A 24,081-nucleotide genomic window follows, 5' to 3' on the forward strand; every position below is an offset into this window, starting at 1 on the left:
CGCGAAGCCGGCGAGGCGCGTCGCGACGACGGCGCGCGCCTCCACCTCGCTCAGCGCGGCGCCGATCCCGCCGCGGTGGTTGGCGATGGTGCGGCGCTGGAAGGCGGCGAACTCGGCCGCCTCCACCACATCGTCGCGTCCGGCGCCGAGCCGGCGGTTCAGCCCGTAGACCGGCTCGCCTGCCTCGATCGCCCGCTCGACCACGGCGCGGGAGGCCGCGATCGTCGCCCGGGCGTCGGCGTCGAGCTCGACCGGCGCGCCCTCCGCCACCGCCACGATGTCGGAGACGGACGGAGGCTGCGCGCCGAGACGGACCGTGTTCATCTCAGAAATCCGTGTTCATCTAGAAGTCGGCGAGGTTCTGCCGCAGGCCGCCGTCACCGAGCTCGGAGCGCAGCAACCCGCGGCGCCGCAGCGCCGGGACCAGCGGATCGAGGGTGCGGTGCACGTGCGCCGGGTGCACCTGGCCGGTGAACAGGAACCCGTCGCCGCCGACCGCCTCCCCCAGCGCGCCCAGGTGGTCGGCCACCTCGTCGGCGGTGCCGATGATGGCAAGGCCGTCCTTCTTCGCCCGGGTCGCCAGGATCTCACGCAGCGTCGAGCCCGCCGGAGCGGAGGAGAGGAAGTTGTCGAGCGTGCCGCGGTTGCTGTTCGTGGTGATCTCCGGCAGCGGGGCGTCGAGGTCGAACGTCTTGAAGTCGACCCCGGTCAGGTAGCTGATCGACTGCAGCTGCTCGTCGATCGCGGCCTGGGTCAGCTCGGCCCGCGCCGCCCGCACGCTCGCGGTCTCCTCGGCGTTCGCCGTCAGGATCGGCTGCACGACGAAGAGCACCTTGACCGCGTCGGCGGCGCGGCCGTGCTGCACGGCGACCTCTCGGATGCTGTCTCGGTAGTTGCGCATCCGCTCGGGCGTGGAGGCCAGCGCCAGCACGACGTCGGAGTTCTTGCCGGCGAAGTCGCGGCCGCGGCCGGACGCGCCCGCCTGCACCATGACCGGCTCCTCGGCCGCCGGAGCGGTGTTGAGCGGACCGCGGACCCGGAAGAACCGGCCCTCGTGGTCGATCGTGTGCACCTTGCGGTAGTCGGCGAAGACGCCGCCGGCGACGTCCTCGACGATCGCGTCGGGCTCCCAGCTGCGCCAGAGCTTGCGGACGACGTCCACCCACTCGTCGGCGCGGTCGTAGCGGAGGTCGTGCTCGACCTGCTTGTCGAGTCCGTAGTTCTGGGCGGCGAGGTCCGACCCGCTGGTGACGACATTGAAGCCGAGTCGGCCGCCGGCGAAGTGCTGCAGCGTGCTCAGCAGCCGCGCGGCGGTGAACGGCTCGTAGAAGCTCGCGCTCAGGGTCGGCACGATGCCGAGCCGGGAGGTCGCGCCCAGCAGGTACGGCACGAGCGGCAGCGGGTCGTGCTTGGGCACGAACCGCGCGGCGGCGAGGTTCACCTCGGCCGAGCCGCCGTAGGTGTCGGGGACGGCCACGCCGTCCTCGATGATGAACAGGTCGAACCCGGCGCCCTCGAAGGCGCGCGCGGCGTCCTGGTAGACCGGCGGCTGCCTCCAGTCGTAGCCGATGCCGTAGGTGGGGTCGCCCCAGCCCTGGACGCCGAAGCCGGCGCCGAGGAACCAGGCGAAATGAAGGAGTGCCATGCGTTCTCTCTGGTCGGCGCGTCAGTCGACGCCGACGCCGGCGGCGCTCAGCCACTCGGGGTCGTACGCCTTGGTCAGGTAGTTCGTGCCGCCGTCCGGAGCGATCGCCACGACGATCGAGCCGGGTCGCGCCTCGCGCGCCACCCGCAGGGCGGCCGCGACAGCGAGCGCCGACGACGGGCCGAGCAGGAGAGCCTCCTCGGCCGCGAGCCGGCGCAGCGTGCGGTACACGACTCCATCCTCGACGGTGTGGACCTCGTCCACCACCTCCGGGTCGAAGGTGCCGGGCCAGAACTCGCGCGGCCACGCGGTGCCGACGCCGTCGACCAGGATGCGCCCGGCCGGGCCGCCGCCGTAGGTCGAGCCGGCGGGGTTCGCTCCGTGGACCTCCACCGCGCCGCCGCTGACCTGCTTGAGGTAGCGGCCGGCGCCGCTCACGGTGCCGCCGGTGCCGATGGCGGCGACGAAATGGGTCACCCGGCCCGCGGTCTGGCGCCAGATCTCCGGGCCGGTGCCGCGGTAGTGCGCCTCGGGGTTCGCCGTGTTGGCGAACTGCGCGGGCCGCCAGGATCCCGGGGTCTCGGCGGCGATCCGGTCGGCGACGGCGCGCGGGTTGGCCGGGGAGTCCGGGCCCGCCTCCCAATCGGCCTCCACCAGGCGCGCGCCGTAGGCGGCGAGGACCTTGCGCTTCTCCTCGGAGATGTCGGCGGCGTGCACGATGACGACGGGGTGGCCGGTGAGCCGGCCGATGAGGGCCAGGCCGATGCCGGTGTTGCCGCTGGTCGCCTCCACGATGGTGCCGCCGGGGGTGAGCGCGCCCGCGGCCTCGGCCGTGCGGATCATGTTCAGGGCGGTGCGGTCCTTGGACGAGCCGCCGGGATTGCGGCCCTCGAGCTTCACCAGCACACGTGCCTCGAGCCCGGCCGGGAGCGAATGCAGCTCCACGATCGGGGTGTTGCCGATCAGCGCGGCCACCGAATCGCACACCTCGCCCAGCGGGAGGTTCCCGGGGGCCGGCGTGGGGACGGGATGGAGCGCGGTCATGCAGGAACGATAGACGGGCTTGCGGGGATGCGCACAGGCTGTGTCGACGTGTTACACCGCCGCGTACCCCACCTGCGTCCGCCACCACGGCGTCTCCACGAACCCGCGCTTGAGGTACAGCAGCTCCATGGCGCCTGTCCACCCCTCGACGCCGTCCAGCAGAGCGAGCGTGTGCGAGATGAAATCGTTGAGGTCGGCGACCGACGGGCTGATCAGCTCGCAGAAGAGCGAGTTGTCGTCGAGGATCGCGGCGAGGTAGCGCACGGCGGGGTACTCCGACAGGGCGGCCGCGACCTTCTGCAGCCGGTCGGGCGCGACGCGCACCAGCAGCAGCGTCTCCGCGCCCATCCCGAGCGCCGCCGCGGGGACGAGCGTGAGGATGTCGACGCAGCCCTTGCTGCGGAGCCGGTCGAAACGACGGCGGACGCTCGACTCGTTCATCCCCATCCGGTCGCCCACCGACTGGAAGGCCGCCCGGCCGTCCTCGCGCAGCTCGGCGAGGATCCGCCGGTCCGCGTCGTCGAAGTGCGACGGCTCGCACGACCCCGCGTCGACCAGCGACAGCTTCTGCGCCGTCGGCTCCGGGAGGCGCATCGTCTCGGCGAACAGCCGCCGGCTCCAGTCGTGCCGGACCTTGTACACGTGCATGATGATGTCGCTCCGCCAGCGCCGGATCCCGGCGATGGACTGCAGCGACTGGATGAGCGTCGGGTAGTGCGCCGCTCCCCCGGTCACGACCACCTCGGCGATGATGTCGTACTGCCCGGTCACCAGGGTGAGGAAGCGGACGTCCGCGTGCGCGACGAGCGCCGCGGCGACATCGAGCTGCGTGCCCGGCCGGCAGTTGAGCCGGACGAGGAACGAGTCCACCTGGCCGGAGCTCCCGAGCGCCGGCACGACGGCGATGCGGACGATGCCGTCGGCGACGAGCTGCTGGCCGCGGCGGGCCACCGTCGCGGTGGAGCTGCCCACCATGTCGGCGATGGCCGTCCAGCTGGCCCTGCCGTCGTGCTGCAGGGCGACGATGATCTTGCGGTCGAGCTCGTCGAGCGTGTCGAGGGCCTTCACTCGGCCGTGCCCGGTCGCGGAGGCACCACCTGATGCAGGAAGTCGCGAACCGTGGCCGTCCATTCCTCCGCCTCCTCGATCTGGGGCGAGTGCCCCGACTTCTCGAAGATCGCCAACCGCGTGTCCGGGATCAGCGAGACGATCGTCTCGCTGCACGAGACCGGCGTGATCCAGTCGGTGCGGCCGACCGTCACGAGCGTCGGAGCCGTGATCCCGGGAAGCGCGTCCCTTAGATCATAGGAGGGCAGGTTCTTCGAGAACGCGTAGTTGTGGGCCTCGTAGCGGTACGGCGTGGCGGCGACCTTGCGCTCGACCGCCTCCGGGTCGTAGACGAAATCGTAGAGCGGCAGGATCTCGCGCCAGCAGTCGCGCAGGTCGTCGTCGTCGCGCACCCTGCCCTCGTCGATCCGGTCGAACTTGGCCATGTCGACCGTCACCCGGTCGGAGGCGAGTGCGTTGGCGCGCGACAGCGCCGAGTGGGAGTGGTCTGCAGCGGTGTCCCGCAGCACCAGCGCCTGCACGCGCTCCGGGTAGCGGACCGCGTACTCCAGCGACATGAACCCGCCGTAGGAGCCGCCCGCCATGATGATCCGCTCGGCGCCGATCCACTCGCGGAGCCCGTCGATGTCGGCCGCCCACTGCTCGTGGCTGAACTCACCCGAGCCCTCGCTCTCCCCTGATCCGCGCGCGTCGAAGACGACCACGCGGTACTCGTCGGCGAGCCGGCCGAAGCTGGCCCGCGGCTCGGCGCGCGAGCCGAGCCCCGGTGCCCCGTGGTGCGTGATGATGACGGGCGCGCCCTCCGGGCCGAGCACCTCGACGGCGAGGCTGTTGCCGTTGATCTCGACGGACTGGGCGGTGGTCGTGGCTGCAGCGAACTCGGGAGAGACGCTCTGGCGTGCGGTCACGGTGGTTCCTTTCTTCAGAGGGCGATGGTGCAGGAGTCGAGGTCGCGGGGGAACGCGGTGAGCGGTCGCGAGCCGTCCGCTGTGACCAGCATGCTGTCCGAGATGCGGTAGCCGGCGTGGCCCGGGACGTAGATCCCCGGCTCGTTCGAGACGATCATGCCCGCCGCGAGCAGGGTGGCGTCCCCGTCCTCCAGCCACGGCGGCTCGTGCATGCCGAGCCCGATGCCGTGGCCCTGCCGGTGGCGCAGGTACTCGCCGAGGCCGGAGGCGCGGATGACGTCCAGGCAGTCCTTGTTGGCCTCGCGGCACTCCCGGCCCGGAGCGATGGCGCGGGCGCCGGTCGCCTGCGCCAGGCGGACCGCGTCGTGGTACCGCCGCTGGGCGGGGCTCGGCTCGCCGAGGACGAACGTGCGCTCGCCCTCGACGAACCGGCCGCCGACGGCGCAGCCGAGCGAGAGCATGAAGGTGTCGCCCGGGCGCAGCCGGTAGCCCGACGGCAGGCCGTGCGGATAGGCGGAGTTCGCGCCTGCGTAGACCAGGCCGCCCGCGAGCGGCGAGACGACGATCACGTCGTCGTGCTCGGCGTACATGGTCGCGACGCCGACCCGGCCGACGTGGGAGGCGAGCTCGGCCTCGGTGGGGAGCTCGTCCCCGCCCGCGATCCGCTCGCGCACCAGGGCGACCCCGGCCGCCAGCATCAGATCGGTGATCCGCGCCGCCTCGGAGTGCAGCGCGATCTCCTCGGGCAGCTTGACGAAGCGGGCTTCGGTGACCAGCGGGGTGGGCACGGCCTCCCCGACGGCCAGCTCGGCGAACGCGGCGTGCTGCCGCTCCCAGGTCATCCCGGTCGTGTACCCGACCCGGCCCGCGGCGCCGACCCGCGACGCGAGCGCGCGGAACGGCGGGAGCACCCCGGGGAACTCGGGGTAGGAGACGATCTCGGCGCGCGCGTGCTGGCGCTCGGCGTTCTCGCGCTCCAGCTCCGGGACGAGCAGGACGGCGCCGCCGGCGGCGTCCAGCCACACGGCCACGGGCCGCTCGGACGGGTGGTGGAAGAAGCCGGTGAGGTAGGCCACGTCCTCGGGCGAATCGGTGAGCAGCGCGTCCAGCCGCTCGGCGCGCAGGCGCTCGCGGACGCGCTCCTGCAGCCGGTCGAGCACCTCGGGCGCCAGTCGGGTGGTGAACACGGTCTTCCTCTCGTGCGGTCGCAGCGGGTACGCCGGGTCAGCGGCGGCGCGAGCGCGGGTTGCGGGCGTCGTTGTAGGAGATCGACAGCAGCGTCGCCGACAGCACGAGCAGCAGGATCGCGAGGGACGGGAAAAGGGTCAGCCACCACGCGCTCGACATCGCACCGGACTGCTGCGCCTCGTAGAGGATCCGGCCCCACGACCAGACGTTCGGGTCGCCGAGGCCGAGGAACGCCAGCCCCGCCGCCGACAGCACCGCGCGCGACGCCGTGACGACCACCGAGACGACGATCACCGGCGTCACCGCTGGAACGATGTGCCGCACGATGATCCAGAGCGGGGAGGTCGTCATCAGCCGGGCGGCGTCCACGTACGGCAGCCGCACGACCGTCAGGGCCTGCGAGCGGACCAGCCGGGTGACCTCCGGCCAGGAGAACGCCGCCACGACGAGGATGATCGTCGTCGTGCTCGGCCCGACCAGCGCCGCGATGAGGATCATCAGCGGAAGCACCGGCAGCGACAGGGTCAGGTCGACCAGCACGCTGATGAACCCGTCGATGCGGCGGAAGTACGCGCCGACGACGGCGACCAGGGTCCCGACGACGATCGCGATCGCCGACGCGGCGACGGCGACGAGGATGCTCTGCTGCGACCCCCAGACCACCTCGCCGAACACGTCGCGGCCGAGGCTGTCGGTGCCGAACCAGTGCTGCGCGCTCGGCGGCGCGAGCACGAGCTCCCCGTAGCTCGGCGGGTAGGGCGCGATGAGCGGCGCCGCGATCGCCACGACGGTGAGGAGGATGAGGACGCCGAGGGCGAGCATCCCGAGCGGCTCGCGCCGGAACGCCCGCCAGGTCTGGAGGCCCGCGCGGGCGTTCTCCAGAGCGACGGGCTCGAGCCCGATCGACTCCTCCTCGATCCTCGCCGCTGACACCGTGGCGACGGCGCCGTCCGTGCTCACTCCGGTCATCAGGCCTTCTTCACTCTCGGGTCGAGGAAACCGTAGACGGTGTCCGTGATCATGTTCGCCACCACGACCGTGATCGCGAGCATCAGGAAGGCGCCCTGCAGCACCGGGAAGTCCAGCTGGGTGACGGCCTCGTAGATCCCGCGGCCGATGCCGGGGTAGGCGAAGACCGTCTCGGTCAGGACCGCGCCGCCGACCAGGAAGCCGAGCTGGAGCCCGATCAGCGTGGTGGTGGGCAGGAGCGCGTTGCGCAGCGCGTGCTTCCACAGCACGCGGCGGTAGGGCAGCCCGTTCGCCCGGGCGAGCGTGGTGTAGTCCTCGCCGAGCGCGTCGATCAGGGTGGAGCGCATCGTCAGCACGTACGAGCCGAGCTGGACGAGCATGAGCGAGAGGGCCGGGAGGATGAGGTGCTCCGCCACGCTCCCGTACCAGGCGAGCCCGTAGGCGTCCTGGTCGTAGGCGCCGCCGATCGGCAACCAGTGGAGCATCAGCCCGAACACGAACAGCAGCAGCACGCCGATGCTCGGGACGAAGATCGACTGGCCGGTCACACCCACGATCTGCACCACCTTGTCGAGGAACCGGCCGCGGTGGGAGGCCGCCAGCACCCCGAGCGGGATGCCGACGACCACCGTGAGCACCAGCGCGGTGCCCGTGAGCAGCAGCGTCCACGGGAGCCGTTGCATCAGCACGTCGAGCACAGGAATCGACTGCGTGAACGACACCCCCAGGTTGCCCTGGAGAAGCTGCCACAGATAGATGCCGTACTGCACAATCAGAGGCTGATTGAGCCCGTACTGCGTGAGCAGGGCTTCCCGCGTGTCCGCGGTCATGTTCGGGCTGGCGACGGCCAGCGCCGGGTCTCCGGGCAGGAGGCGCAGGAGGAGGAAGGTCACGGTGACGGCGAACCAGATCGTGAGCACTCCCCTCCCGAGCCGCGGGAGGAGGAACAGGAACCGAGACACGCGGGACGCCCTTCTCGACTACTTGCCGGTCGGGTGCGCGCTCGCGAGCGACACCGGGTTGACGATGGAGAGCAGCTCGCTGGGCAGCGACACGAACCCGGTCCACTTCGAGCTGTGCGCGAAGTAGAGGTTCTGCGTGTACATGATGTTGTCGTAGACGTTGTCGTGCACGATCTTCGCGGCCTGCTGCATCAGCTTCACCTTCTTCGACTTGTCCGTCGTGGCCGTGCCCTGGGCGATCAGGTCGTTGAGCTTCGGGTCGTCGTTGTAGGTGTAGTTGATGGCGCCGCCCGGCAGGTACGCGAGCGTCATGTTCGTCACCGGGTCGTCCATGATGGCGAAGTTGCCGGCGTAGATGTCGAAGTCGCCCTTGTTGGTCATCGCGAGATACGTGTTGCGCTCGGTGCCCTGCAGGTCGATCGCGATGCCCGCCTTCGCCGCGCTGTCCTTGACCAGGCTGGCCCACTGGCTGGTGACGCTGTCCTGGAGCGAGTAGATCAGCCGGAACTTGACTGGGAACATGCCGTCCGCACCCGCGGTGTAGCCGGCCTGCTCCATCAGCTTGCGCGCCTGCGCGGTGTCGAACGAGTACTCGGTGAGGGACTTGTCGTAGTAGTCACCGAGCACCGGCATCAGCGGGCTGGAGCCCGTCGAGACCGCCTGGCCCTGGAGGACCACCTTACGGATCGCGTTGTAGTCGACCGCGTGGGCGAGGGCCTGGCGCACCGGGAGCTTCGCGAGCGCCGGGTTCTTCATGTTGTAGGTCATGTGCGCGTAGCCCAGACCAACGGCCTCCTCGACCGAGATGCCCGGAGTCGCCTTCAGCTTGGCGACCTGGGCCGGCGGGAGCGCGTTCGCGATCGCCTGCACCTCACCGCTCTGCAGCGCGAGGATCTCGGTGTTGATGTCGGGGAACACCCGGTAGACGACCTTCGCCGACAGCGGGGTCCCGCCCTTCACGAGCGGGTAGTCGTCTACACGATCCATCGTGTAGCTCTGCCCGACCTGGACCTTGGTCAGCTTGTACGGTCCCGCGCTGACCCAGCCGCCGTCGCTGCCGTCGTTGGCGAAGGTGGCCACCGAGGGCGCCTTCTCGAAGATGTGCTTCGGGACGATGTTGCCCCAGAAGCCGATCTCGTCGACGATCGTCGAGTCGGGCTTGGTCAGGGTGAACTCCACCCGGGTCTTCGAGACCGCCTTGGCGGTGTCGAGGCTCCCGAGCTGGCCGTAGAACGTGCCGGACGGCTTGTCCTTCTTCACCGCGTTCAGCGTCCAGGCCACGTCGTCCGCCGTCAGCGGCTGGCCGTCGCTCCACTTCATGTCGCTGCGGATGTCGTAGTAGCCGGTCGTCGGGTTCACGTAACCCCACTTGGTCGCCAGCTGCGGCGTCTTCGAGCCGTCGTTGGCGATGCTGAGCAGGTGCGGGTACATGAGGTTCGTGATCCAGTCGTCGCTTCGGCTGTTGCCGATCAGCGGGTTGTAGTTCACGACGTCGGTGGTGGTGGCCACCGTCAGCGTCTGCGAGCCGGCGGTCGCCGTGCCCGCGGCGGTCGGGGCGCTGGGAGCGCACGCGCTCAGCCCGAGTGCCGCCGCTGCGAGCGCCGCGACGGCGACCGCGATCTTCCGTGGGCGCATCAGACCCACACCTCCTTCAGGACCCGCAGAGTGTTCCCACCCACGACGGCGCGGATCTCGTCGTCGGAGTAGCCGTGCTTGACCAGCCAGCCGATGATGTTGAAGAACTCCTCGGCCGGGTTCTCGATCCCGTCGACGTACTCGACCTTCTCGAAGTCGACACGCCCGTGCGCCTGGCCGAGGGACAGGTTGGACGAGAACGCGTCGTGCAGCCCGACGTGGTCGCCGAACAGGGTGTCCGGCCCGAAGCTGACGTGCTCGAGGCCGACCAGGTCGACGCAGTACTGGAAGTGGTCCATCACCGACTCCAGGGAGTGCCGCGGGTGCTGCGGCGAGAGCGTCGTGTGCGGCGCCGCCTCGATGCCGATGACTCCGCCGCGCTTGGCGCACTCGATGATCGTCTCGTCGGTCTTCATGCGGTTCGTGGGCCACAGACCGCGGGCGCCGGCGTGCGTGATGAACACGGGCCGGGTGGAGGCCTTGATCGCGTCGACGGCCGTGCGGTCGCCGGAGTGCGAGACGTCGATGGCGATGCCGAGCTTGTTCATCCGCTCGATCGCGCGCTCGCCGAAGTAGGTGAGCCCGCCGTCGCCGCGCTCCTTGAGGCCGGAGCCGAGGTAGTTCGCCTCCGAGTAGGCGATGCCCATCTGGCGCACGCCGAACCCGTAGAGGACGTCGAGCCGGTCGACCTCGTTCTCGATCGGGGTGGCGGCCTCGAGCGCGAAGATGTGCGCGATCCGGCCGGTCTCCGCCGCGTACTCGATGTCCTTGATGGTCTCGCCCTTGATCACGAAGTCCTGGTGGGCGATGTCGGCCATCCGGACGCCGAGGTCGAACAGCACGTCCTGGTACTTCCAGCCGGCGTCGCTCGAGATGCAGCAGGTGCCGTCCATGCCGTTGTCGAAGACCGCCGTGAGGCCCGAGCGGCTGAGGCCCTCGTAGCCGGTTGGTTCGCGGCCCTGGCGGATGTGGTCGCGGAGCTGGGTCATGTCCTCCGGGAAGACCTGCACGTGGTCGTGCAGCGAGATCACGGTGGACTCGGTCAGCAGACGCGTGGTGCGCTCGCGCTCGGCGTCGCCGAGGTCGAGCCCGGAGTACTCGGGCACGCGGTTGATCTGCTTGGCGTAACGGAAGCCGCGGTAGTCCTTGCCGGCTTCGAGGTAGTCGTACGCCGTGTAGCCGGTGTAGCGCGGGGAGGGGTCGAGCACGGTTCTCCTTCGGTCCTGGTGCGGGGGTGTCGAGAGCGCGCATCTGGCGCGACAGGAGCCAATCTCGTTTATATTCGGCGTCTGTGTCAATATGGATTTGAAAATTCGGCAAATTCGTTTCGTCATTGAAACATTCCGGAAACAACTCTCGTGCAAGGATGTCAGCGTGGACAGCAGAAACGATCGCGGCGCCGAGGTGCTGCGCGTACGCAACCTCTCCGTGGCCTTCACCGGCTCCGGGCCGGACGTGCCGGCGGTGCGGGAGGTCGACCTCCGCGTCGGTCGCGGGGAGTTCGTCGCCCTGCTCGGCGAGTCCGGCTCCGGCAAATCGGTCGCCGCCCGCGCCATCATGGGGCTCGGCGACGAGCACACCCGGGTCACCGCCGACGAGCTCCGCCTCGGCGACGTCGACCTGCTGACCGCCGGCGAGGAGGCCCGGCGCCGGCTCCGGGGAGAGCGCATGGCGCTCGTGCTCCAGGACGCGCTGTCGGCGCTCAACCCGGTGATGACCATCGGCGACCAGATCGGGGAGCTCTTCCGCGTGCACAGAGGAGCGAGCCGGCGGCAGGCCAAGGCCCGGGCGGTGGAGCTGCTCGCCCTGGTCGGCATCCCGGCCCCGAACCGCCGCGTCGACGACTACCCGCACCAGTTCTCCGGCGGGATGCGGCAGCGCATCCTCATCGCGATGGCGATCGCGCTGGAGCCGGAGCTGCTCATCGCCGACGAGCCGACGACGGCGCTCGATGTGACCGTCCAGGCGCAGATCCTCGACCTGCTCGGCTCGCTGCGCGATCAGCTCGGTATGGGCGTCCTGCTCATCACCCACGACCTGGGCGTCGTGATGGAGGTCGCGGACCACGTCAACGTCATGTACGCCGGCCGCATCGTCGAGTCGGGCAGCGCCGACACCGTGTTCACCCGTCCGGCGCACCCGTACACGGAGGCGCTCCTCCGCTCGGTGCCGCATGCGGCCGAGCGCGGCTCCGACCTGCTGACCATCCCGGGCTCGCCGCCCAGCCCGGCCCGCGTGCCGGTCGGCTGCGCCTTCCATCCGCGCTGCCACCTCGCCGTGGCCGCGTGCGTCACCACCCGCCCTCCGCTCGTGGAGGTCGCCGCCGGCAGGCGGGCCGCCTGCCTCCGATCCGAGGAGCTCGTCGATGAACTCGTCTCCTGACGCCGTCCTGACCGTCGTGCCGGCCGACGACCGCGAGGTCGTCCTCTCCGCGTCCGGGCTCGCGCGGCGCTTCGCGACCGGCTCCCGGCTGCGCGGCGCGACCGTCTCGGCGGTCGACGGGGTGAGCCTGGAGCTGCGCGCCGGGGAGGTCCTCGGCATCGTCGGCGAGTCCGGCTGCGGCAAGTCCACGCTCGCGCGCATGCTCGTCGGGCTGGAACGCCCCGACGAGGGGACCATCGCCTACCGTGGCCGCGACGTCAGCCGCGGCCGGCTGAGCGACCGCAAGCACCTGCGCCAGGGCGTCCAGATGATCTTCCAGGACCCGTACGCGTCGCTCGACCCGCGCCTGACGGTGCTCGACATCGTCACCGAGCCGCTCGCTGCCGCGCACGCCATGGGCCGGGCGGCGCGGCGGGCCCGTGCCGTGGAGCTGCTGGAGCTCGTCGGCCTCGGCGAGGACATGCTCGGCCGGTTCGCGCACCAGTTCTCGGGCGGCCAGCGTCAGCGCATCGGCATCGCCCGCGCGCTCGCACTGGACCCCGACGTGCTGGTCTGCGACGAGCCGGTGTCCGCGCTCGACGTGTCGGTGCAGGCCCAGGTGGTGAACCTGCTGGCCGACCTCCGCCGGCGCCTCGGCGTCTCCATCGTCTTCATCGCCCACGACCTGTCGGTCGTCCGGCACCTCGCCGACCGGGTCGCGGTGATGTACCTCGGCCGCATCGCCGAGGTCGGCGACACGGAGTCGATCTACGACAGTCCCTCGCACCCGTACACGAAGGCGCTGCTGTCGGCGACGCCGACCGCGACGCGGGAAGGACGCGGCCGGCTGGCGCAGCGGCGCATCCTCGGCGGCGAGCCGCCGTCGCCCGTGGACCCGCCGGCCGGCTGCCGGTTCAATCCGCGCTGCTGGCTGGCCACGGACGAGTGCCGCACCACGGCGCCCGCGCTGCGGCCGTTCGGCGGCGGGGAGCTGCCCGTGCGCGACGTCGCCTGCCATCACGCCGACGAGGCGGTCGTGTCGGTCTGAACGCGGGCACGGCGCGCAGGTCGCCGGGTGCGGTCAGGCGCCGACCGCGACCGGACGGTCGGGGTCGTTCGACCAGGCGGAGAACGACCCGGGGTAGAGCGCGGGGACCGGCAGGCCGCCCGCCTCCATGGCGAGCGCCACGTGCGCGGCGGTCACGCCCGACCCGCAGTAGACGCCCGCGGCCGTCGCAGCCGTGACGCCGAGCTCGGCGAACCGGTCGGCGAGCTCCTCGCGGCCGAGCATCCTGCCGTCCGGTGCGATGGTGCCGGCCGTCGGCGCGCTCACCGCACCGGGGATGTGCCCGGCCCGCGGGTCGATGGGCTCGACCTCGCCGCGGAACCGCTCGCCCGCCCTCGCGTCCAGCAGGACGCCGTCGCGCGCCAGGGCGGCGGCCGCGTCCGCGTCGAGCGTGGGGAGCGAGCCGTAGGCCAGCGACACCGAGCCCCGCGCCGGAGCGGGCGCGGCGGTGTCGAGACCGCCGCCGAAGGCGATCCAGGCGGCGAGGCCGCCGTCGAGCACCCGGACGTCCTCGAAGCCGGCGTGGCGCAGCAGCCACCAGAGCCGGGCGGCCGACGTGCCCGACACGTCGTCGTAGACGACGACGCTGTCCCCGTCGTTCAGCCCCCACCGGCGCGCCGACTCCTGGAACGACTCGATGTCCGGGAGCGGATGGCGTCCGTCCGTCGGCAGGCCGTGCCCGGCCAGCTCGGTGTCGAGGTCGACGTATACCGCCGAGGGAATGTGCCCGGCGGCGAACTCCTCGGCGCCGGGAGGGCCGCTGAGCTTCCAGCGCACATCGAGCACCCGCACCGTCGACCGCCGCCGGCCGGCGCCGCTCCACAGGGACTCGGCCCCGAGAGCGACATCCAGCGCGGCGGCGGTGATCAGCGGAGAGGTCCGCAGCGTCATAGCAGCGAGATCATGTCAGCGAGGTCATGTCAGCGCCCGCTCGACGCCTTCGCGTTCGACTCGTACGAGGTGTTGGTCGACTCGAAGAAGTTGACCAGCTCGAGCGTGTCGTTGGCGGTCGCCATCCACTTGGCCGGGTTGGAGACCTTGTACTCGGCCTCGAAGCCGAGCTCCTCCAGCCGGCGGTCGGCCAGGTACTTGACGTACTGGTTGATGTAGTTGGCGTTCAGGCCCAGGATGCCGCCCGGCAGGAGGTCGCGGTTGTACTGCTCCTCCATCTCCACGGCGTCCAGGATCATCTGGCGGATCTCGGCGGCGAACTCCGGCGTCTGCAGATCGGGGTTCTCCTCCAGCACCGTCAGGATGAGGTTGATGCCGAACTTGAGGTGCAGCGACTCGTCGCGCACCACCCAGTCGATGAGCGAGCCGAAGTTGCGCAGCAGGTTCCGCTGCCGGAACGACAGCGCCACCATGAAGCCCGAGTAGAACCAGATGCCCTCGAGGATCACGTTGTACGCCACGAGGTTGCGGATGAAGTCCTGCTTGCCCTCGGTCGTCGTGATGTCGAGTGCCTGCTCGGTCATCCGCTTGATGAAGCGGACCTCGAACTCCTCCTTGCGCGCCATCGACGGGATGTCGACGTGCGAGTTGTAGGCCTGCCCGCGGTCGATCGGGAACGTCTCCAGGACGTACTCGAACGACATGCAGTGGTTGGCCTCCTCCCACATCTGCTTGGCGAGGTAGAGGTGCGCCTCGGCCGCGTTGATGTAGGGGTAGACGCCGAACGCCAGCGCCTTGTTCACCAGGAGCTCGTTCGGGTTGAAGTAGCTCATCAGGAAGGTGACCGCGTGACGCTCCTCGTCGGTCATCTTCTTGAAGTCCGCGATGTCCTCGCCGAGCTGGATCTCGTTGGGGAACCAGGTGTTCGCGACGGCCTGGTCGTAGAGGTCCATCGCCCACTGGTACTTCACCGGCTTGAGGAGCAGGCCCTCCTCGATTCCCGTTCCCAGGATGCCCATCAGTGTTTCTCTTCTCTTTCGTCTACGGCTGCGGCCCGATTATCTTGGAGGACTCTACTGGCAGGACTCGCACTGCAGGTCGTCCATCGGGTCGACCGGCACGACGTATCCCTCGAAAAAACTTGGCTCCTCGATCTTGGTGCTGTTCATTACTTCTCACCGCCAGCCGGGGTGTTGGAGGTCAGACCGCCGAAGCCGAACCCGCGCCGGGCGGGAGCGGCAGCCGGAGCAGTCTCCGTGACGGCGGGAGCGGCCGGAGCGCCGGCGCCCACCGTGGCGAACCCGGTGCGGGCGCCCGAGATCTCCTCGGCCTTGTTGACCTTGACGGTCGACTGCTCGGCCTGGTGCCGCGGCTTCATGTGCAGGTAGTAGGTCGTCTTGACGCCCTTCTCCCACGCTGCGTAGTAGATGTCCATCATGTCGCCGAGGTCGCGCGTCTCGAGGTACATGTTGCGGCTGATCGCCTGGTCGATCCACTTCTGCGCGCGGGCCGCGACCTCGATGAAGGCGTACGGCGAGAGCTGGAAGCTGGTCTTGAACGTGGCCTTGACCTCGTCCGGGATCGCCGCGATGCCCTGGATGTCGCCCTGCGACCGCAGGATCGCCTCGCGGACGTCCTGCCAGATGCCGCGCTCCTGCAGCGTCTCGACCAGGTTGCGGTTGACCTCGAGGAACTTGCCCGAGGAGGTCGACCGGCTGAAGATCTGCGAGAACTGCGGGTCGAAGCCCGGCGTGGTGCCGGCGACGAGGCCGATGGAGGCCGTCGGCGCGATGGCCATCAGGGTGGCGTTGCGCATGCCGCCCTTGACCTTCTCGCGCAGGCGGTCCCAGTCGAGGCGGATGGTGCGGTCGACCGTGATCGGGATGCCGCGGTCGGCCTCCGTCAGCGCGATCGAGTCGTAGGGCACCAGGCCCTTCGACCAGCGCGAGCCCTCGAAGTTCGGGTACGCGCCGCGCTCGCGGGCGAGGTCGGCGCTCTCGTCGATCGCCGCGTACGAGACGTGCTCCATGATCTCGTCGATCAGGGCGTAGGCCTCTTCGCTCTCGTAGCTGAAGCCGAGGCGCTCCACGATGTCGGTGAAGCCCATGACCCCGAGGCCGATGGCGCGGTTCTGCTGGTTCGAGAAGTCGGCCTCGTCCACGCTCGACACCGTGATGTCGATCAGGTTGTCCAGCTGGCGGACCGCCTGGCGGGCGCTCGCCTCGATGCGCTCCCAGTCCATCTTGCCGTCGATCAGGTGACGCGACAGGTTGATGGAGGCCAGGTTGCAGACCGACACGTTGTCGCGGTCCTGCGGCAGCGTGATCTCGGTGCAGAGGTTGGAGAGGTGGATCGTGCCCGTGTTGTTGTTGAGGGCGCGGTTGTTGATGGTGTCCTTCCAGGTCAGCCACGGGTGGCTGGTGGTCTGGAGGCTCATCAGGATGTCCTTGAACTGCGAGCGCGCGCTGATCTTCTTGAACATGCGCAGCTCGCCGGCCTCGGCCATCGCGACGTACTCGGCGTAGCGCTCGGAGAACGCCTTGCCGTACAGCTCGTTGAGGTCGGCGACCTCCAGCGGGTCGAAGAGGTACCAGTCCTCGTCGTTCTGGACGCGCTTCATGAACTCGTCGCTGATCCACACCGCGGTGTTGGCGGTGCGGGTGCGGCGGTACGGGTCGCCCGAGTTCTGGCGGAGGTCGAGGAACTCCGGGAAGTCCATGTGCCAGTTCTCCATGTAGAAGCACAGGGCGCCGAACTTCTTGCCGCCGCGGCTCACCGCGCGCAGCACCGAGTCGATCGTGTGCATGAACGGGATCGGGCCGGTGGAGGTGGTGTTGTTGGAGCGGATGGGCGAGCCCTGCGCACGCAGCTTGGTGACCGCGAGGCCGATGCCGCCGGTGCCCTTGGTCAGCCACATGACGTCGCGGACCGACTTGGCGATGTGCTCGATGTCGTCCTGCATCTCCATGACGAAGCAGTTGGAGAGCTGCGGGTAGGCCGTGCCGGCGTTGACGAGCGTGGAGCCCGCCGCCAGGTACTCCAGGCGCGACATCTTGTCGTAGAACGCGAGGGCGTGCGCGGTGGGGTCGGCCTCGTTGAGGGAGAGGCCCATGGCGATGCGCATCCAGAAGTACTGCGGGACCTCCAGGGAGTCGCCGTTGCGCGCCTTGATGCCGTAGCGGTTGTTGAGGGTGACGACGCCGATGTACTTGAGCAGCTCGTCGCGCGACGGGTCGAGGCTGCCGGCCAGGCGGTCGAGGTCGAAGAGCGTCGTGAAGCGCGAGTCGAGCAGCGTCTCGGCGACGCCGCGCTCGATGTAGCCGCGGAAGTGGGAGGAGTGCAGCTCGGTGAGCTCGTCGAAGGACTCGTAGTCGCCGAGGACGCGCTTGTAGATCGTCTTGAGGAGGAGGCGTGCGGCGACGGTGTCGAACGCCGGGTCGTCCTTGACGTTCTGGAGGGCGACCTGGATGACCGCCTCGTCGAGCTGCTGCGTCGTGATCCCGTCGAACAGGGTCAGCTCCAGCTCGCTCGCGATCTGGGTCACCCACGTGATGTTCTCGTCCAGACCGGCGGCGGCGTGCTCGATGGCCAGGTTGATCTTGTTGGCGTCGTACGGCTCGCGCTCGCCGTTCCGCTTCACAACAGTGATAGCCACTATCTCTCCCTCTATTTACCTCAGCAGTGCCGCTCAGGCGAGCGGCGAAGTCCCTGCGGCAGGGCCTCGGAAGCACCCCGTCGGCCCCCTCCGGGAGCCCCGGGGGCGGATCGGGCCCCCTGCCGCGTCCACCACTATATAGCCGGGTACCGACATTTCCATGCCCCCATATCTAGTGGGCGTGTCGTCCACAGGTGTGCACAAGTTATGCACATTTCCACACCCCCTCGAACGGGTTTCACCGCCCTTCCGCGGCCACCGCCGACCGCTAGAGTGGGGAGACTGTGAGCAGCTACTCGAGCCTTCTGAAGACGCCCGGCGTCGCGCGGATCATCGCCGCGCAGCTGACCGCGCGCTTCCCGTTCGGGATGCTCTCGCTGGCGTTCCTGCTGCACATCGAGCGCGTCCACCACTCCTACGGCGCGGCGGGTCTCGTGCTCGGCGCGATGAGCATCGGGCAGGCCATCGCCGGCCCGATGACGAGCCGCCTGATGGGCGTGCTCGGGATGCGCGCCGTGCTCTGGTCGACGCTCGCGCTGTGCTCGGCCGCGGTCGCCGCGATCGGCATTTTCGTCATGCCCATCCCGCTCACCATGGCGGTCGCGTTCTTCGCCGGGCTCAGCATGCCGCCCATCCAGCCGGCCGTGCGCACCATCTACCCCAAGATGGTCAACTCCCGCCAGCTCACCCCGCTGTTCTCGCTCGACGCCTCGGCGCAGGAGATCATCTGGATCGCGGGTCCCGTCGCCATCACCTTCGTCTCCACCCAGATCGGCACCGTCGAGGGCATCCTGATGTCGGTGGCGATCATGCTGCTCGGCGGCGCGTGGTTCATCTCCTCCCCCGAGGTCGGCCGGGTGCGCATCCCGCGCAGCAAGCGGCGCTTCGGGATGGTGCTGGCGCGGCCGCCCGTGCTGCTGGCGACCGTGGTCGGCTTCCTGCTCATCGGCTCGTGCGCGGCGGTGGAGGCCGGAGTCGTGGCGAACTTCGGCGAGGGCTCCCCGTTCGCGGGGATCGTGCTGGCGATCTGGTCGCTGGGCTCGCTGGTCGGCGGCCTCGCCTTCGGCCACATCCCGATCGGGCCGTGGGCGACGGCGCGCCGCATGCTGATCGTCTTCGTCGGCGTCGTGATCTCGACGTTCATGCTCTGGTCGTGGTGGGGGCTGTCGCTGTCGCTGATCATCGCCGGACTCGGCATCGCCCCCGCGCTCGCGGTGCTGTTCGCGATCGTCTCGGCGAGCGTGAAGTTCTCCGACACGGCCGAGGCCTACGGCTGGGTCGGCACCGGCCAGCTCATCGGCGCGGCACTGGGCTCGGCGCTCGCGGGATTCCTGATCGACGCCACCGGACCGGTCGGCGCGTTCTGGGTGGCCGGCGCGTTCGCGTTCGTCGGCTTCGTGGTCCCCGCGCTCGCGTGGCGGGTGCACCCCGACCTCCGCGGCCGCGACGCCTCCCCCATCCCGGACACCGAGCCGGTCCCCGTCCAGCCCTCCTAGCCCCCGGTCTTCCCCCGAGGGGCACGTTGTTGTCGCTTTCGCGCGCGAAAAGTGACAACAACGTGTCCTTCGGCTACCAGCGGGGGTGGGTGGTGGCGCGGAAGGAGCGGTCGTAGAGGTCGCGGACCGCGTCGGAGAAGCCGGCGGGGAGGGCGACGTCCGCTGCGGCGGCGTTCGCGCGCGCCTGCTCGGGCGAGCGGGCGCCGGGGATGACGGTGCTCACGCCGTCCTGCGCGATCACCCAGGCGAGGGCCGCCTGCGCGGGCGTCGCCCCCTCCGGCGCGAGGGCCGCGAACTCGCGGGCCGCCCGCACCCCCTCGGCGTAGTCGACTCCGGAGAACGTCTCGCCCACGTCGAACGCCTCGCCGTGCCGGTTGTAGCTGCGGTGGTCGTCGGCGGCGAACTCGGTCGTCTCCGAGTAGCGCCCGCTGAGCAGTCCCGAGGCCAACGGCACCCGCGCGATGATGCCGACCCCGGCCTCCCGCGCCGCCGGCAGCACCTCGTCGAGCGGCTTCAGCCGGAAGGCGTTGAGGATGATCTGCACGCTCGCCGTCCCGGGCCGCGCGATGGCCTCCAGCGCCTCGGCGCAGGTCTCGACGCTGACACCGTAGTTCGCGATCGCGCCCTCCTCGACCAGGGTGTCGAGTGCGTCGTAGACCGCCGCGGTCGAGAAGACCGGCGTCGGCGGGCAGTGCAGCTGCACCAGGTCGAGCGTGTCCATCCCGAGGTTGCGCCGGGAGCGGTCCGTCCACTCGCGGAACTTGTCGAGGGTGAAGTTGGCGGGGTCCTGCGCCTCCCGACGGCCCATCTTGGTGGCGATCGTCAGCGGCAGGTCCGGGCGGGCGGCGCGGTAGCGGCCGATCAGCTGCTCGCTGCGGCCGTCGCCGTAGACGTCGGCGGTGTCGAAGAACGTGACGCCGGCCTCCGTCGCCGCGTCGAGGACGGCGAGCGCGTCGGCCTCGGTGACGTCGCCCCAGTCCGCGCCGAGCTGCCAGGTGCCGAGACCGATGACCGAGACGTCGCGTCCGGTCCGTCCGAGAGTGCGATTCTGCATTCCCCCAGCCTAGGCGGGCGGAGCAGGTTCAGGCGGCCGCCTCCGTGACCTCCTGGTCGCGGAAGTGCCCGGCCAGCATCCCGACCACGCCGACGGCGGCCCAGCCGACCAGCACCAGCCACGGGAACAGCGCGTCCGCGGCAGGGAAGTACGACAGATCTCGCAGCAGCGTGACCGACGCTCCCGGCACGAACCACTGCCCGACCGCGCCCCAGGGCCCGACCAGGAACTGCAGCGGCTGCGCCGCCGCGGACAGCGGGTTGCCGACCAGCACGGTGAGCACCGCGCCGACCGCGATTCCGACCCGGCCGAACAGGGCGTTCATCCCAACGACGAAGGCCGCGACCGCGAACATCGCGAGCCCGACCGCGAGCGCGTTCAGCCAGAAGCCGCCCTGCAGGATGCCGAACCAGCCCTGCAGGATGCCGGTGACCGCGAGTCCCCCGACGACGCCGTAGAGCGCGACGGCGCCGAGGCGACGCCAGGCTCCCGCGACGAGCAGGGAGATCAGGATGCCGCCGAGCATCCCGCCGAGCACCAGCGGGAACGAGGACGCGGCCAGCCCGAGCCCGCGCGAGTCGGTCGCGGCGAGCGGGACGACATCGGTCACCTTCACCGTGATGGTCGGGGCCTTCGTGCCCGCGGGCGCCTGGCCGGCGGCGATCGCCTGCTGCATGGCCGCCTGCGCCTGGGCGTTGGCCGCCGTCTGCAGGGTGGCCGCGACCTGGTTCAGGATCTGCACGACCGCCGCTCCCCCGGCGGAGGCGGTCAGCACCTCCGGGCGGTCGCCGAGCACGATCGCCCCGTAGACGTCGCGCCGCTGGATCGCGTCGACGGCGGCCTGCCGGTCGCCAAGGCTCGTGATTGCGAACGCGCCGTCCGCGGCGGTGCCGAGCTGCTTCTCGACCGCGCTCACCTGTGCGGCGGGGCCGGCGACCGCGATTGGGAGGTCCTTGACCGTGGAGGTCACGGTCGGCCAGAGGAAGGCGAGCAGGATGACGACCACGACGGCCGCCGCTCCCACGGCGAGCGCGAAAGCCCGCGCCCACGGGGTGTGGACGACGGGCGCCGTGGTCCGCTCCGAGCGCGGCGCCGGGTCCCCGGGCTGCGCCGCGTGCTGTCCGCTGTCGACGGGGCGCTGGACGCCCGGGTCGGTGCTGGTGCTCATGGTGCCCTCCACTCAATAAAAACGAATGCTCGTTCTTTATAATCCGAGGGTCGGGCGCTATTGTCAAGAACGAACATTCCTTTTTCAGTCGCGAGGAGGCCGGGATGCCGAAGGTCAGCGAGGAGTACCGCACCGCGCGGCGTCAGGAGATCGCCCAGGCGGCCCTCCGCTGCTTCGCCCGCAACGGCTTCGCCGCGACCTCGATGGCCGACATCATCGCCGAGTCCGGTCTCTCGGCCGGCGCGATCTACGGGCACTTCGCGAGCAAGGACGAGCTCATGGAGCTGACGGCGTCGGAGATCCTCGACGCCCGATTCCTGGAGGTCGCCGAAGCGCGCACGCAGCACCCGCTCCCCGCCCCCGGCGCGATCGTCCGGATGCTGGTCACCGGGCTGATGTCGCACATCATGGACATCCAGCTTCTCGTGCAGGTCTGGGGGCAGGTGCCGGTCAACCCGCGGCTCAAGCAGATGTCGTCCGAGATCGGCGGCCGGATCCGCGCCATGTTCACCGGCTACCTGACCGACTGGCACGCCCAGACGCTGCCGGTCGAGGAGGCCCGCGCGCTGGCAGAGCGGCAGGCGCCGGTCTACATGGGCCTGGTGCAGGGCTACGTCACGCAGACCGTGCTGTTCGACGGGTTCGACGGGGAGGGTTATCTCGACGCGGTCGAGACCCTGTCGCTCGCCTCCTGACCCGCGTCGCACGCGACCGCGACGACCCGCGCGAGCCGCTTGCGGATGAGGTGGTCGTTGGCCTCCACCCGGTGCATCGTCACGTGCCGCATGGCCTCGATGACGGTGAGGCTGCCCGGCGCGATGAAGGCGTCCATCGTGCCGTAGACGACCTCCACCGGACAGCGGACCCGGGCCAGGTCGCCGATGATCGTCTGCCGCTCGATGCAGTTCTCCAGCGAGAGCACGAACGGCCGCCAGCTCTTCTCCGTGATCTCGAACACGTTCTTGATCGGCAGCAGTTTCCCGAGCACGCTCGCGTTGCGCAGGGTGAACTCCTTGTTGCTCCGGAGGAACTCGTAGGCGCGCAGATAGGCGTTGACCCGGGTGCGCACGCGCCGGTCGCCGATCTCGGCCGGCGTGCCGTAGACGGGAGGGCCGACCAGCACGAGCCTGCTGAGCGCTCCGGGATGCTCGGCCGCCCAGCGCGTCACGATCAGGCCGCCGAGCGAGTGCCCGACCAGCACGAACGGCTCCCGGAGCTTCAGCGAGCGCAGCGTGCGGTCCAGCGCGGCCACGTGCTCCTCGATCGTGTACAGCGCGTCGGCGGGTGCGGGCGACCGTCCGAAGCCGAGGATGTCGATCGAGATGGCCCGGTGCCGCGGCTCGAGCAGCGGCACGAGGTTCTGGAACGTCACCGACGACGACGCGATCCCGTGCACGAGCACGACGACCGGCCCCTCCCCCACGTCCGACGCGACGTGCAGGACCGGTGCGCGGCGCAGGCCCAGCGCGCGGCCCACCCGGTCGAGGAAGCCGCCGCTCATCGGGTCGGCCACCAGGGCGGCATGAGGCGCTCGATCAGCGCCAGCAGCGCCTCCACATCCCGCGGTCGCGGCCGGCTGAGCCAGACGTCGATCGCCCCGATGATGCCGTCGGCGAGGTAGCGCTCGATCGCGACCCGCTCCACCTCGTCGGCCGCCGGGACGCTGACGCTGCGCTGCCGGAGGAGCAGCTCGATGGACGCCTGGAAGTGCTCGCTGAGCATGGCGTGGAGGCCGGCCTCCGAGCCTTCGGCGCCGAGGCCGCGCCGGTAGACGGCGTCGTGGTCGTCCACGTGGTGGAGGACCGCGCGGGTGACGCCGCTGATCGCCGCGGCCGCGTCGTCCGGCGCGACGTCCACGAGGTAGGCGGCGCGCAACGCGTCGAGCTCGGTGCGCAGGACGCGCTGCAGCAGGGTGGCGGGCGACGCGGCGTACTCGTAGACGGTCGACCGGTGCACGCCGGCGGCCGCCGCCAGGCCGGAGACGGTCACGTCCCCGATCGGCTGCTCGGCAGCCAGCGCGAGCACGGCGGCGCTGAGCCGGGCGAGCGTCTTCGCCTGGCGGGCGTCGAGGCGCGTCCGCTCGGCCCCGGCGGCCGGCTGCGCGATGTTCGCCCGGAGCGCACTCGACGGGCCATTCGGCCTCCCTGTGGTCACGTTCCGATCGTACAATGGAGTTATCCGACAGGTGTCGGATAACTGGAAGGAGAACAATCCATGGCTCAGTACGATGTCGCCGGACGGTCCGCGATCGTCACCGGCGGTGGCTCCGGCATCGGGCGCGCGGTGGCGCTGACTCTCGCAGCCAGCGGAGCCGCCGTCCTGGTCACCGACCTGAACGAGGAGCACGCCAAGGCCGTCGCCGCCGAGATCGAAGCGGCGGGAGGAACGGCAACCGCCCTCGCGGGCGACGTGACCGACCCCGCCTTCGCCACGGCGAGCGTCGAGGCGGCGAACGCCCTCGCTCCGCTGAAGATCGCGGTGAACAACGCCGGCATCGGCGGGGAGGCCGCACCGGTGGCCGACTACACGCTGGAGGGCTGGCGGAAGGTCATCGAGGTCAACCTCAACTCGGTGCTCTACTCGATGCAGCCGCAGCTCACCGCGATGGCCGCGAACGGCGGCGGCGCGATCGTCAACATGGCCTCCATCCTGGGCAGCGTGGGCTTCGCGAACTCGTCCGCGTACGTGACCGCCAAGCACGGCCTGCTCGGCCTCACCCAGAACGCGGCGCTGGAGTACGCCGACAAGAACATCCGCGTCGTCGCGGTCGGCCCCGGCTTCATCAAGACACCGCTGGTGGAGGCCAACCTGAGCCCGGAGGCGCTGAAGTTCCTCGAGGGCAAGCACGCGCTCGGCCGGCTCGGCGAGCCGGAGGAGGTCGCCGCGCTCGTGGCGTTCCTCGCCTCCGACGCCGCGTCCTTCATCACCGGGAGCTACCACCTCGTGGACGGCGGCTACACCGCCTCCTGAG

21 protein-coding genes and 1 pseudogene are annotated in these 24,081 nt (G+C 70.4%); 5 read left to right on the plus strand and 17 right to left on the minus strand.

Features of this window, described 5'->3' with window-relative positions; genetic code table 11:
• The 10 genes from AC3A3H_RS02600 to AC3A3H_RS02645 form a co-directional block, all read right to left on the minus strand.
• A partial coding sequence (locus AC3A3H_RS02600; RefSeq protein WP_487612984.1) for an aromatic amino acid lyase occupies positions 1-324 on the minus strand: 324 nt, incomplete at its 3' end.
• Between the two features lie 19 nt (positions 325-343).
• The gene (locus AC3A3H_RS02605) at positions 344-1,645 is read right to left on the minus strand and encodes an NtaA/DmoA family FMN-dependent monooxygenase (protein WP_487612985.1); all 1,302 of its coding nucleotides are present in this window, start codon (positions 1,643-1,645) and stop codon (positions 344-346) included.
• Between the two features lie 21 nt (positions 1,646-1,666).
• Positions 1,667-2,689 (minus strand): PLP-dependent cysteine synthase family protein, encoded by a 1,023-nt coding sequence (locus tag AC3A3H_RS02610; protein WP_487612986.1) that lies wholly within the window; start codon positions 2,687-2,689, stop codon positions 1,667-1,669.
• Positions 2,690-2,740: 51 nt separating this feature from the next.
• Entirely contained in the window at positions 2,741-3,757 is a 1,017-nt protein-coding gene (locus AC3A3H_RS02615; RefSeq protein ID WP_487612987.1) for an Lrp/AsnC family transcriptional regulator, read from the minus strand.
• Complete coding sequence (locus AC3A3H_RS02620) at positions 3,754-4,665, minus strand: alpha/beta fold hydrolase (RefSeq protein ID WP_487612988.1); 912 nt, start codon at positions 4,663-4,665, stop codon at positions 3,754-3,756. Before AC3A3H_RS02620 ends, AC3A3H_RS02615 begins: the two co-directional genes overlap by 4 nt.
• A gap of 14 nt (positions 4,666-4,679) precedes the next feature.
• Complete coding sequence (locus AC3A3H_RS02625; protein WP_487612989.1) at positions 4,680-5,852, minus strand: M24 family metallopeptidase; 1,173 nt, start codon at positions 5,850-5,852, stop codon at positions 4,680-4,682.
• 37 nt (positions 5,853-5,889) lie between these two features.
• Positions 5,890-6,822 (minus strand): ABC transporter permease, encoded by a 933-nt coding sequence (locus AC3A3H_RS02630; protein WP_487612990.1) that lies wholly within the window; start codon positions 6,820-6,822, stop codon positions 5,890-5,892.
• Positions 6,822-7,784 carry an ABC transporter permease gene (locus AC3A3H_RS02635; protein WP_487612991.1) on the minus strand — a complete coding sequence of 321 codons (963 nt, stop codon included), beginning with the start codon at positions 7,782-7,784 and terminating at the stop codon, positions 6,822-6,824. Before AC3A3H_RS02635 ends, AC3A3H_RS02630 begins: the two co-directional genes overlap by 1 nt.
• Positions 7,785-7,802: 18 nt before the next feature.
• A complete protein-coding gene (locus AC3A3H_RS02640) occupies positions 7,803-9,419 on the minus strand; it encodes an ABC transporter substrate-binding protein (RefSeq protein ID WP_487612992.1) in 1,617 nt (538 codons plus the stop codon).
• Positions 9,419-10,627 carry a dipeptidase gene (locus AC3A3H_RS02645; protein WP_487612993.1) on the minus strand — a complete coding sequence of 403 codons (1,209 nt, stop codon included), beginning with the start codon at positions 10,625-10,627 and terminating at the stop codon, positions 9,419-9,421. Before AC3A3H_RS02645 ends, AC3A3H_RS02640 begins: the two co-directional genes overlap by 1 nt.
• A 166-nt stretch (positions 10,628-10,793) precedes the next feature.
• Between AC3A3H_RS02645 and AC3A3H_RS02650 the strand changes: the two genes are divergently transcribed.
• Together AC3A3H_RS02650 and AC3A3H_RS02655 are read left to right on the plus strand one after the other, a co-directional pair.
• Complete coding sequence (locus tag AC3A3H_RS02650) at positions 10,794-11,801, plus strand: ABC transporter ATP-binding protein (RefSeq protein ID WP_487612994.1); 1,008 nt, start codon at positions 10,794-10,796, stop codon at positions 11,799-11,801.
• Positions 11,785-12,828 carry an ABC transporter ATP-binding protein gene (locus tag AC3A3H_RS02655; RefSeq protein WP_487612995.1) on the plus strand — a complete coding sequence of 348 codons (1,044 nt, stop codon included), beginning with the start codon at positions 11,785-11,787 and terminating at the stop codon, positions 12,826-12,828. The genes AC3A3H_RS02650 and AC3A3H_RS02655 overlap by 17 nt, the downstream gene beginning before the upstream one ends.
• A gap of 33 nt (positions 12,829-12,861) precedes the next feature.
• On the opposite strand, the gene AC3A3H_RS02660 is transcribed toward AC3A3H_RS02655, so the two are convergent.
• From AC3A3H_RS02660 to AC3A3H_RS02670, 3 genes and pseudogenes are all read right to left on the minus strand, one after another.
• Positions 12,862-13,737: a sulfurtransferase gene (locus tag AC3A3H_RS02660; RefSeq protein WP_487612996.1), complete on the minus strand. Its 876-nt coding sequence runs from the start codon at positions 13,735-13,737 to the stop codon at positions 12,862-12,864.
• A 29-nt stretch (positions 13,738-13,766) separates the two neighbouring features.
• Complete coding sequence (locus tag AC3A3H_RS02665) at positions 13,767-14,756, minus strand: ribonucleotide-diphosphate reductase subunit beta (RefSeq protein ID WP_487612997.1); 990 nt, start codon at positions 14,754-14,756, stop codon at positions 13,767-13,769.
• A gap of 155 nt (positions 14,757-14,911) precedes the next feature.
• A pseudogene (locus tag AC3A3H_RS02670) lies at positions 14,912-17,392 on the minus strand (ribonucleoside-diphosphate reductase subunit alpha); the annotation flags it as partial.
• Positions 17,393-17,676: 284 nt separating this feature from the next.
• Here AC3A3H_RS02670 and AC3A3H_RS02675 point away from each other — a divergent pair.
• Positions 17,677-18,888 (plus strand): MFS transporter, encoded by a 1,212-nt coding sequence (locus AC3A3H_RS02675; protein WP_487612998.1) that lies wholly within the window; start codon positions 17,677-17,679, stop codon positions 18,886-18,888.
• A 73-nt stretch (positions 18,889-18,961) separates the two neighbouring features.
• On the opposite strand, the gene AC3A3H_RS02680 is transcribed toward AC3A3H_RS02675, so the two are convergent.
• Both AC3A3H_RS02680 and AC3A3H_RS02685 read right to left on the minus strand, forming a co-directional pair.
• Positions 18,962-19,942 carry an aldo/keto reductase gene (locus AC3A3H_RS02680; RefSeq protein ID WP_487612999.1) on the minus strand — a complete coding sequence of 327 codons (981 nt, stop codon included), beginning with the start codon at positions 19,940-19,942 and terminating at the stop codon, positions 18,962-18,964.
• A 28-nt stretch (positions 19,943-19,970) separates the two neighbouring features.
• Positions 19,971-21,110: an ABC transporter permease gene (locus AC3A3H_RS02685; RefSeq protein WP_487613000.1), complete on the minus strand. Its 1,140-nt coding sequence runs from the start codon at positions 21,108-21,110 to the stop codon at positions 19,971-19,973.
• A gap of 104 nt (positions 21,111-21,214) precedes the next feature.
• Here AC3A3H_RS02685 and AC3A3H_RS02690 point away from each other — a divergent pair, with 104 nt between their 5' ends.
• Positions 21,215-21,805 carry a TetR/AcrR family transcriptional regulator gene (locus AC3A3H_RS02690; RefSeq protein ID WP_487613001.1) on the plus strand — a complete coding sequence of 197 codons (591 nt, stop codon included), beginning with the start codon at positions 21,215-21,217 and terminating at the stop codon, positions 21,803-21,805.
• On the opposite strand, the gene AC3A3H_RS02695 is transcribed toward AC3A3H_RS02690, so the two are convergent.
• Entirely contained in the window at positions 21,766-22,623 is an 858-nt protein-coding gene (locus tag AC3A3H_RS02695) for an alpha/beta fold hydrolase (protein ID WP_487613002.1), read from the minus strand. The two genes, AC3A3H_RS02690 and AC3A3H_RS02695, sit on opposite strands and share 40 nt — an antisense overlap.
• A complete protein-coding gene (locus tag AC3A3H_RS02700; protein ID WP_487613003.1) occupies positions 22,608-23,264 on the minus strand; it encodes a TetR/AcrR family transcriptional regulator in 657 nt (218 codons plus the stop codon). The genes AC3A3H_RS02695 and AC3A3H_RS02700 overlap by 16 nt, the downstream gene beginning before the upstream one ends.
• 60 nt (positions 23,265-23,324) lie before the next feature.
• On the opposite strand from AC3A3H_RS02700, the gene AC3A3H_RS02705 reads away from it, so the two are divergent.
• The gene (locus tag AC3A3H_RS02705) at positions 23,325-24,080 is read left to right on the plus strand and encodes an SDR family NAD(P)-dependent oxidoreductase (protein WP_487613004.1); all 756 of its coding nucleotides are present in this window, start codon (positions 23,325-23,327) and stop codon (positions 24,078-24,080) included.
• Position 24,081 lies beyond the last annotated feature (1 nt).

This window comes from Leifsonia sp. Soil_N53 (assembly GCF_057655165.1).

Coding starts and splice junctions, on each gene's coding strand:
- AC3A3H_RS02630 (WP_487612990.1), bottom strand. CDS start 6,822: ATGACCGGAGTGAGCACGGACGGCGCCGTCGCCACGGTGTCAGCGGCG.
- AC3A3H_RS02655 (WP_487612995.1), top strand. CDS start 11,785: ATGAACTCGTCTCCTGACGCCGTCCTGACCGTCGTGCCGGCCGACGAC.
- AC3A3H_RS02680 (WP_487612999.1), bottom strand. CDS start 19,942: ATGCAGAATCGCACTCTCGGACGGACCGGACGCGACGTCTCGGTCATC.
- AC3A3H_RS02690 (WP_487613001.1), top strand. CDS start 21,215: ATGCCGAAGGTCAGCGAGGAGTACCGCACCGCGCGGCGTCAGGAGATC.
- AC3A3H_RS02605 (WP_487612985.1), bottom strand. CDS start 1,645: ATGGCACTCCTTCATTTCGCCTGGTTCCTCGGCGCCGGCTTCGGCGTC.
- AC3A3H_RS02665 (WP_487612997.1), bottom strand. CDS start 14,756: ATGGGCATCCTGGGAACGGGAATCGAGGAGGGCCTGCTCCTCAAGCCG.
- AC3A3H_RS02640 (WP_487612992.1), bottom strand. CDS start 9,419: ATGCGCCCACGGAAGATCGCGGTCGCCGTCGCGGCGCTCGCAGCGGCG.
- AC3A3H_RS02705 (WP_487613004.1), top strand. CDS start 23,325: ATGGCTCAGTACGATGTCGCCGGACGGTCCGCGATCGTCACCGGCGGT.
- AC3A3H_RS02660 (WP_487612996.1), bottom strand. CDS start 13,737: ATGACGCTGCGGACCTCTCCGCTGATCACCGCCGCCGCGCTGGATGTC.
- AC3A3H_RS02610 (WP_487612986.1), bottom strand. CDS start 2,689: ATGACCGCGCTCCATCCCGTCCCCACGCCGGCCCCCGGGAACCTCCCG.
- AC3A3H_RS02685 (WP_487613000.1), bottom strand. CDS start 21,110: ATGAGCACCAGCACCGACCCGGGCGTCCAGCGCCCCGTCGACAGCGGA.